At 39.3% G+C, this 9,058-nt stretch carries 10 protein-coding genes and 1 tRNA gene; 8 read left to right on the forward strand and 3 right to left on the reverse strand.

The features are described 5' to 3' along the window. The 8 genes from Q0C19_RS08875 to Q0C19_RS08910 form a co-directional block, all read left to right on the forward strand. On the forward strand, window positions 1-192 hold a 192-nt coding region (locus Q0C19_RS08875), incomplete at its 5' end, for an ATP-binding protein (protein WP_295055205.1). Then, entirely contained in the window at window positions 189-395 is a 207-nt protein-coding gene (locus Q0C19_RS08880; RefSeq protein WP_295055206.1) for a response regulator, read from the forward strand. The genes Q0C19_RS08875 and Q0C19_RS08880, both read left to right, overlap by 4 nt. A 21-nt stretch (window positions 396-416) precedes the next feature. Continuing rightward, window positions 417-1,481 (forward strand): response regulator, encoded by a 1,065-nt coding sequence (locus Q0C19_RS08885; RefSeq protein ID WP_295055208.1) that lies wholly within the window; start codon window positions 417-419, stop codon window positions 1,479-1,481. Between the two features lie 129 nt (window positions 1,482-1,610). Beyond that, the gene (locus tag Q0C19_RS08890) at window positions 1,611-2,660 is read left to right on the forward strand and encodes a response regulator (RefSeq protein WP_295055209.1); all 1,050 of its coding nucleotides are present in this window, start codon (window positions 1,611-1,613) and stop codon (window positions 2,658-2,660) included. Beyond that, entirely contained in the window at window positions 2,632-5,202 is a 2,571-nt protein-coding gene (locus Q0C19_RS08895; protein WP_295055211.1) for a CHASE domain-containing protein, read from the forward strand. The genes Q0C19_RS08890 and Q0C19_RS08895 overlap by 29 nt, the downstream gene beginning before the upstream one ends. Further along, complete coding sequence (locus Q0C19_RS08900) at window positions 5,199-6,632, forward strand: HD domain-containing phosphohydrolase (protein WP_295055212.1); 1,434 nt, start codon at window positions 5,199-5,201, stop codon at window positions 6,630-6,632. Before Q0C19_RS08895 ends, Q0C19_RS08900 begins: the two co-directional genes overlap by 4 nt. A gap of 12 nt (window positions 6,633-6,644) precedes the next feature. Beyond that, a complete protein-coding gene (locus tag Q0C19_RS08905; protein WP_295055214.1) occupies window positions 6,645-7,325 on the forward strand; it encodes a response regulator in 681 nt (226 codons plus the stop codon). Window positions 7,326-7,411: 86 nt separating this feature from the next. Next, entirely contained in the window at window positions 7,412-7,681 is a 270-nt protein-coding gene (locus Q0C19_RS08910) for a zf-TFIIB domain-containing protein (RefSeq protein ID WP_295055215.1), read from the forward strand. A 108-nt stretch (window positions 7,682-7,789) separates the two neighbouring features. Here the strand turns inward: Q0C19_RS08910 and Q0C19_RS08915 are convergent, their stop codons facing one another. The 3 genes from Q0C19_RS08915 to Q0C19_RS08925 form a co-directional block, all read right to left on the reverse strand. After that, window positions 7,790-8,554 (reverse strand): hypothetical protein, encoded by a 765-nt coding sequence (locus Q0C19_RS08915; protein ID WP_295055217.1) that lies wholly within the window; start codon window positions 8,552-8,554, stop codon window positions 7,790-7,792. Window positions 8,555-8,693: 139 nt separating this feature from the next. Next, window positions 8,694-8,783 (reverse strand) — tRNA-Ser (locus Q0C19_RS08920). A 70-nt stretch (window positions 8,784-8,853) separates the two neighbouring features. Next, window positions 8,854-9,000: a hypothetical protein gene (locus tag Q0C19_RS08925; RefSeq protein WP_295055219.1), complete on the reverse strand. Its 147-nt coding sequence runs from the start codon at window positions 8,998-9,000 to the stop codon at window positions 8,854-8,856. Window positions 9,001-9,058 lie beyond the last annotated feature (58 nt).

The raw sequence follows: 9,058 nt of genomic DNA on the forward strand, positions 1-9,058 counted from the left end.
GCCCAAGAGGGTGAAAATTTTTTACAACGAAAAGGGCAGGGGACCGGTATCGGTCTTTATTTCATCAAACTTCTGTGTCAAGATTTAAATATTTACTATAAAATTGAAGATAGAGAACACGGGAGCGGGACAAAGTTTATCCTCTCCTTTAGCAAAAAATCAAAAAAATCAGAGAGCAATGGACGCGCATGAAATTATTAATTGTAGATGACGATCAAAATAACCGGATGACGCTGCAGCTTCTTTTGGAAGAATTTGAGGGGATAGAAGTTTCAGAAGCCAAAGATGGACAAGAAGCGATTGCCTTGTGCAAGAATACCCATTACGACATCATTTTTATGGACATTATGATGCCCCATGTTGATGGGATTACCGCAACCAAAATTATCAAGTAGTTCGATAAAAAAACGATGATTTTGGCATTAAGCGCTTTAGACGATGAAACATCGAAAAACCAAATGCTCTCATGCGGAGCAGAAGATTATATGACAAAGCCGATTGAAGATCAGTTATTTCATCAGCGTGTGAAAAATTACATGCAGATTGTAGAACTTCGTCAAAATAAGCCCTCGAATGCCCAAGCTATTAATCCCTTTAGTCAAGAAGTCTACTCTCGATCGGTAACATTCAATATCAATGCGCTTCAATCCCTCGCAGAGTTTTGGGATTACTATCTTAATGAATCTTGTTATGAAATCGAAGGATTGGAAGAGTGTATCCGAATTATTTATGCGTATGGGCAGTACAGTTTAAAAAACAACTTCTCTTTTACTATCACCGCTGAAGAGAATGATAAAAATCTCTTTTTAACTTTTCCTCTCATAGAAATAATTAGTGATCTTGTCGTTCAGCATACGTTGATCAAGAACTATCAAAATGCTATTTTCATTCTTGAACGGCATAACCTCTCTTTCCGACTTCCTAAAACAAAAATGATGGGAAGTGAGGAGATCCAAAAACTCGATGTAAGCGATTATACGCAGACCATTCTCTCCAAAACTCATTTTAATAAGATAACTGCTTCTGAATATGTCAGAAGTACGGCAATAGCCTTGATGGAGAAAATAGAAAATCTCGAGAATATCAAAGATACTCTGGAGCTAGCAACAATTGGATTTGAAAAACAGCCGACCAAGGAGAATTTAGTATCCATTACTAAACTGCTGAATTCGTATATTGATGTTATTGAAAATCTAATGGATTTTGAACACTTTGCCTATGGACTAAAAACGCTTAATGATTTTTTAATCATGTTAAATCCAGATACTATGGAGGTATCGGATTGTAAAAAATTCTCCCTTCTTTTCTTATCGTTACTGGATGATATAGAAGGGTGGAGAAATAATATTTTTATATCGCAAACAGCGAATGATATACACTATTTGGACTCTTCTCTCTTGAGTTCATGTCTGCAGATTCAGTCAATATTGACGAAAACAGAGGTATCGCAACACGATGAGGATGACTTTGAATTATTTTAAAATACAAAGAAATTAACGTAAGTTCATTTTCCTAGGATTCTGTTTTAAAGAGGGGATAAATTCTTGTGATTGTTTTATGATTTTAAATGTCTATGATATCACTAGATAAAAGACGGCCAAGGTTATAAGATGATAACGATCAAAGATGTGCAAAATTATTCACAGCAATTGTCTATACTGTATGTTGAGGATAATAATAAAGTCAGAGAAGAAACCGCAGAAATTTTCAAACTCCTTTTTGCCAAAGTGGAGACGGCCAGCAACGGGCAAGAGGGGATAGAAAAATACAATTGTGAAGTATACGATATTGTTATTACCGATATTAATATGCCGCGCCTAAACGGAATTGAGATGATTTTTCAAATTCGTGAAATCAATCCTGAACAAAAAATCATTGCTATTTCCGCACACGATGAACCCGAAACCTTGATTAGTATGATGCGCAAAGGGGTAAGTACCTTTTTACTGAAACCGATTAGCCATGATGAAATGTTGAGAACCATTTACCCTGTGTGTCGTGATGCTTCTGCCCAAAATGTCAATGCCGAATTGTTTGAAGAACTGAACGAGGAACGTAAAAAATACAAAAAAATTGTGTCTAAACTGATAAAACACTTACAGACGGTTGAGATCAAAAATGGCCAAATCGAAAAACTCTATGCCCAAAATCATCAGGAAGAGCGTTCAGTGTTGCTCGAAGAGTACTTTGCGAAAGATGACGAGGATGAATACGAAAAAGTTATTTTCTTGCATGATGATCGTGAAGAGATGACCGACGTACTGAGTGAAATTCCGGATAAACTTTCCCTCTATATTGACGAAAAAGATATCCGTCATATCCATAAAATGCGTGATGATATCTCAAAACTTTCCAACATTTTGTATCGTTATACCCCCTTTTTAGATCCGTTGGCAAAGAGTCTCGAAGAACTCTCTTCCGTGGTTGCCCAAGAGGAAGAGTTTTTGGCCAAGTTTGATACCAAGCCCGAACAAATACTCTCGCTGTTTGATGCGGTGTGCATCGATTTGAGTCTTTATGTCAAGCGTTTTGCGATAGAGAGTATGGCGATGAAAAACATTCATCATATCCATCAGCCGACAACTTTGAGTATTCACCAGATTATCGGTTTGATACGTCCGGATCTAGCCGATGACGGCGGCGATATGGATTTCTTTTGACTTCGGCAGTATCGTGAACTATATGAAAAACAGACTCAGAAAATTCTTTTATGAGAATTTTAAAGAGCAAGCATTTATTCTCAACCGATGCGTTTCGATAATCGGATTGATACTCTCTACCGTATTGATCTATGGTGTTTGGTTTTTTTCAGAACGTTTTTTTTACAATCAGGCGGAAGTTCGTTTTGAACATCATGTGGATGAAGATCTCTACACCCTTCGAGAGCGTCTTCAGCAGTATGAAAATACACTGCGTGGGGGAGTCGGTTTTTTTCAAGCTAGCACAGATGTAACCCGAACCGATTGGCATCATTATATCAATGCGATCGATTTGCCGCACTACTATCCGGGTATGCTTGGAATGGGGTATGCGATGATGATTCCTCAAGGCCAAATAACCTCGGTTGAGGAGCGAATACGTCGGGAAGGGTACACCGGCTTTGCGTTAAAGCCTAAAGGAATCCGAGAAAACTACAGTGCCATCCTCTATCTTGAGCCGCTTGAGAGACGTAATCGGGTGGCTATCGGATACGATATGCTCTCCGAACCCGTTCGGCGTGAGGCAATGGAGCGAGCCAGAGATACCGGAGAGACTGCGTTATCGGGCAAGGTAACTTTGCTGCAGGAGATAGATAAGGATAAACAAGCCGGAGTGTTGATGTATATCCCTTATTACCTAGAGCATAAGGATGTAAAGAGTATTGAAAAACGGCGCCAATTATTATTAGGATATATTTACGCCCCCTTGCGGGTCGGCGATCTCATCAATGCTAATTTTACCCATAAAGATATCATGCAGCTTGAAATTTATGACGGCAAGGGTAGAAGCGCCAATAATCTCCTCTACCAATCACCTGATATTTCCGATTATCACTCTGATTATCATACCGAACGTACGTTGAGAATCGGAGGTCGTCAATGGCATATTTACTATTCGAGTTCTTCGGCTTTTGATGCACGACATAGCAGTCAATATCCGAAACTGTTTGCCCTCATAGGATTGATCCTTTATTTGACGATGATGTATGTCATCGTAGAGCTGTTGCGTAAACGGGAATTATTAAAAAAGCAAGCGCAAGAGCTTCAACATGAAAAAGAGTTGGCTCAAACGTATCTTGATATTGCCGCGGTAATGGTCTTGATTTTCGATACGAAATACACTATCAAGAGTATAAATCGTAAAGGGTGTGAAGTCATAGGCTACAGTGCCGATGAAGCGATCGGGAAAAATTTTATTGAGTTATTCGTACCGTCGCGAATACGCGAGGAATTGCACAAAGTAGCGAATGAGTTTGTTGATCACAATAAAAATGATTACTATGAAAATCCGATTCTTACCAAAAACGGTGATGAAAGACTGATCGCATGGCGCAATCGACAGTTGTTCGATGAGCAGGGGGAATTGATCGGTATTCTGAGTTCCGGGGAAGATATTACCGATATACGGCATGCACAAAAAGAGTTGCAAGAGCGTGAAATATTTTATCGTACCATATTTGAATCCATCGACAAATCCATCGTCATTTTAAGTGATACTATTGTTGTCGACTGCAATGAATCTGCTCTACGTCTTTTTGAGAGTACCGATGAGCACTTTATCGGTCAATCCATTTTTGATACAGCCTATGAAATTGATTGTCAAGACGGCTCATTGCATCACCATCTCGCATGTGCGTACAGCGGAGAAGCTGTCTCCACCCGTTGCACATTGCGTCATCATAAGAATCCGAACAACATCAAGGTCGCCGATATCTATTTTTCACAATTCGGCTCTGCAGAGAAACATAAACTGATCATGATATCTCATGATGTTACAGAGAAAATCGAAAAAGAGAAAATGCTTACCCTTCACGGACGCCAAGCCCAGATGGGGGAGATGATTTCAATGATTGCTCACCAATGGCGCCAACCGCTGGCGATTATCAATGCGATCACCACCCAAATGAGATTCAAAGCGATTATGAATGATATTGAAGATCACTCATTCATTGATAATTTGGTCAAAATTGAACAGCAAAGTTCCCATCTTTCCCAAACGATCTCTGATTATCGAGATTTTTTCCGTCCCGATAAACCCAAAGAACATTTCCGGGTAGTTTCGCTTATTAATCATTCCCTTACCCTGATTGATCACACTTTAAAAAACCACTCTATCCATGTAGAGCAGGAAGACTCATTTAACCCGATGCTGTACACGTATCGTAATGAAGTCCTTCAGGTAATGATCGTCTTGCTCAAAAATGCCCTGGATGCTTTTGTCGAGAACAAAGTGGTCGGAGGAAAGATCACTATCAGTGTTCGGGCTGAAGAGAGATATTGTCTCATTTCTGTTGTGGATGATGCGGGTGGAATACCAAGCGGTGTGATGCACAAACTTTTCAGCCCCTACTTTACAACCAAAAATGCGAGTTACGGAACAGGTCTTGGGCTCTACATGAGCCGAATAATTATTGAAGAGCATTGTGATGGGTTGATCCAAGCTTTCAGTGAAGACAATAGCAGTACCTTCATTATTAAATTACCGTGTGAGGAAGAGTTATGAACTTTAAAGAGATGATACGGCAGCTATCGGAATATGCAAAAGGGATGAGTGTCCTCTATGTTGAAGATGAATCTTTGATACGACTTAATACCTCTTTGTTATTGGAGAGCATCTTCTCCGATGTGACAACGGCAGAGAACGGACGAAAAGGGCTGGAGCTTTTTGAGAAAAAAAAGTTTGATATAGTCATCACCGATATCCTGATGCCGGAGATAAGCGGCATTGCTATGATCCAGAAAATGAAAGAGATCAACCGCTTACAACATTTTATTGTCACCTCTGCTTGTGAAGAGAGCAGTTATCTTCTTGAATTGATTAATCTGGGAGTGGCGCAATTTTTGCTCAAACCGATTCAATCGGAACAAATCGTCCAAATTTTATACGAAGTCGTCAAAAATATCTACAATGAGCGTAAAGTACACGAATTTACCACTCAGCTGAAACAAGATCTACTGCATCAAACAACGTTGTTGGAACAGTATAAAGAGATTGTCGATTTATCATCTATCGTGATCAAAACCGATGTCAATGGCAATATTATCTATGTTAACGAGTTGTTTTCCAAAATCAGCGGCTACAGCTACGAAGAAATTATTACTCACGGTCATAAATTATTGCGTGATCCTGAAATCAATTCTGAATTGTATGAAGATCTTTGGAAAACCATTCTCTCTAAAAAAACATGGAAGGGGATTATTAAAAATCTCAGAAAAGATGGAAGCCGTTACATTACCGATACAACGATAAAATCCATTTTGGACGAGTTTGGAGACATCATCGAGTACATCAGTATCAGTCATGATGTAACTGAACTCTTTGATCTTAATGAAGAGATTTGGCAAACACAGCACGAAATGCTTTCTCTCTTGGGCGAAGTAGGAGAGACCAGATCGCAAGAGACCGGGAACCATGTCCGCCGTGTTGCTAAATACGCACAGTTATTAGGAGAGCTCTATGGATTGGAAGAGGAAGAAATCCGTCTTCTCTACAGTGCATCACCGATGCATGATATCGGTAAAATAGGTATACCTGACGCCATTTTACTTAAACCGGCTAAGCTTGAGATAGATGAATATGAGGTGATGAAAACTCACAGCATCATAGGATACGATATCCTTAAAAATTCCTCCCGTCCGCTCCTCAAAGCAGCAGCTATCATTGCCGGTGAGCATCACGAAAAATGGGATGGCAGCGGATATCCAAACGCATTGCAGGGGTCTAATATCCATATTTATGGTCGCATTACGGCTTTGGCCGATGTATTTGATGCCCTTAGCTGTGAACGTGTTTATAAAAAAGCGTGGCCTATGGAGCAGATTATCGATTTTGTCTCTCAAGAGCGCGGAAGACATTTTGATCCTGATTTAGTGGATATGTTTATGGAAAATATCGACCGTTTTAAAGAAATTGCTACCAAATATCAAGATTGAAGGAACTTCCTTATGGCTAAATTCAATGAATTTAGAAATCTTTCGGTTTTGTACGCCGAAGATGATACTGAATTACGTGAGATAACCACAAAAACTCTTCAGCTTATCGTAGGGCAAGTATTCGCCGTTACGGATGGAACCGAAGCCTTGTCTATCTATGAGAACAACCGTATTGATATGGTTATCTTGGATATTTATATGGGACATGTGAGCGGTCTCGATGTTGCAAAAATGATACGAAAAAACAACGATAAAATTCCTATCGTGATCGTATCGGGATCGATAGCGACGCAAGATTTATTGGAAGCATGCAAACTGAACTTGATAGAGTATATTTATAAACCGATTGAATTCAATGCTTTAATCAAAGTCCTTTATTTGGCAGTTGATCGCCTCAAATCTCAGGGAATGCTGATCGCAAAAATCAATGACGTAGTATCGTATGATTATTTTGCCAAAGCTTTTGTCCGCCCGGACGGTGAAATAACAGCATTGACGAAAAATGAAATCAATGCAATGGAACTTCTACTCGCCCATCGGGGACAAGTTGTGATATACGAAATATTCTCAAATGTATTGGAAGAAGAGATGTCTGATGGAGCATTGAAAAACCTGATTCTACGAATCCGTAAAAAGATGGGAGATGATACAAACTTACGAAATCTTGCTAAAGTAGGGTATATGCTGGTATAAAAAAGAAGCCAATATCTAAAAGTGTCAATGCTCTCTTGACACCCTTCCTATATAATTTACTCAAATAAACTGAGTGTGGAGTAAATATGAAATGTCCGGTATGCATAAGTGAATCGTTGGTTATGTCCGAGCGAAGCGGAATAGAAATTGATTTTTGTCCCAAATGCCGAGGAGTTTGGCTTGATCGCGGAGAGCTGGATAAAATTATTGAGCGTTCCGAAAAACAAACATCTATCCGTCCGTTATACAATGAAGAGCGTGCAGTACCTCATTATGACAACCATGATCGAAAAGAATATTCTCAACATCACAAGCCGCATAAAAAAGAGTCATTTTGGGGTGAATTATTCGATTGAGAATTGGCGCATTCAATAAAATGCTAGATACTTAGGGTGCCAACCTTATGGCACTATGGTGTCACTGCAGATGCAAAATGCGAAATATGGTGTTTTTAGTTCCCTTTTTTAATCAAATTCATTAATTTTTTTCTTTTTCTCTACGTGAACTTCTCTCATAAGTGCAAGCAACAAAATAACCGCAAAAAATAGTGATGAGCCAACGGTGCCGAGGTCAAGACCTCCCTTCTCATCCGTTTTAGTCAACAGATCGCCAAAGGTAGCACCGAACGGACGAGTCAAAACAAAGGCTAGCCAAAATAAAAGGACACTGGAAACTTTCGTATAAAAATGGAAGAGGGCAATTATGACTAATACCATAGTGATTATCATGGCACTTTGAGCAAATCCGAACTTCAATTCATCGGCTAGAAAATCCCCTGCCGCAGTTCCCAACGTATTGGCAACTAAGAAAGCTCCCCAATAAAAGATTTCAGATGTTGAATTGGTTATGCGTTCAACATTTATGCTTTTATCATGAAGATACCATGCAAATAAAATGAGGATTAACAGAACCATCAGCAATCCTGAACCCAGTGCATACCCTAATCCGAGTGTTCTATCAATATAATCAGAAATAGCCGTTCCCGCAATAGCCGTAGCTGTAAATGTTAACCAATAGGTGAGCGGTTCATAACGTTTGATTGAGAGTTTAATGGCAAGAAATAAAGCAAACAACCCCATAAAGAGCAGTATTGTGTTCTCATATCCGAAGTTATAGGTCATGGAAAACATATCCGCTCCTGTCTCACCTAAGGTGGTGGATGCGATTTTGATAATCCAATAGAGTAAGATAATATGGGGGACACGGTTTTTATTAAATATTTTAGTCAAAATGAGTCCTAAGGAAATATGAGAGACAGAATAGCAATTTTAGTTAAATGGAATGGTTGCTTTGAGCGTATTAATACTGAATAAAAGGTATTGATAAATGAAATATTTTTGGAAGTGTGATAAATAGGAGATTTTAGAGTGGCGGACGAGGAGAGATTCGAACTCTCGGTACCGTTGCCAGTACGTCTCCTTAGCAGGGAGGTGGATTCAGCCGCTTTCCTACTCGTCCGTATATGTTTAAGAGGGCGTAATTATAAGCAGGTGTAGATAACAAGCACCTTAAATGGGCGCTTGTTATCTTAAATCGCGGGAGAGTTTTTTGGATTAGAAATAATTTGATCCAAAAGAGCTTGTAATTGCAGTGCCAGAGCTTCATTTGAGGCTTTTGTTTCGGCAATTTTCTCTTTCAGTTTTACAACCAGCTCAATTTTATCCATAAATTTCATGCAGACTCCTTGCAAGTATTTGGAATAATAAAGCAAGGAATATTCCAATTTATAATCG

The sequence above is a fragment of the Sulfuricurvum sp. genome (assembly GCF_023250475.1).
Lineage (GTDB): Bacteria > Campylobacterota > Campylobacteria > Campylobacterales > Sulfurimonadaceae > Sulfuricurvum.

Excerpts from the sequence above, each read along its gene's own strand:
- Q0C19_RS08890 (WP_295055209.1), top strand. The coding sequence starts at position 1,611 with ATGATAACGATCAAAGATGTGCAAAATTATTCACAGCAATTGTCTATA.
- Q0C19_RS08910 (WP_295055215.1), top strand. The coding sequence starts at position 7,412 with ATGAAATGTCCGGTATGCATAAGTGAATCGTTGGTTATGTCCGAGCGA.
- Q0C19_RS08925 (WP_295055219.1), bottom strand. The coding sequence starts at position 9,000 with ATGAAATTTATGGATAAAATTGAGCTGGTTGTAAAACTGAAAGAGAAA.
- Q0C19_RS08900 (WP_295055212.1), top strand. The coding sequence starts at position 5,199 with ATGAACTTTAAAGAGATGATACGGCAGCTATCGGAATATGCAAAAGGG.
- Q0C19_RS08880 (WP_295055206.1), top strand. The coding sequence starts at position 189 with ATGAAATTATTAATTGTAGATGACGATCAAAATAACCGGATGACGCTG.
- Q0C19_RS08895 (WP_295055211.1), top strand. The coding sequence starts at position 2,632 with ATGACGGCGGCGATATGGATTTCTTTTGACTTCGGCAGTATCGTGAAC.
- Q0C19_RS08905 (WP_295055214.1), top strand. The coding sequence starts at position 6,645 with ATGGCTAAATTCAATGAATTTAGAAATCTTTCGGTTTTGTACGCCGAA.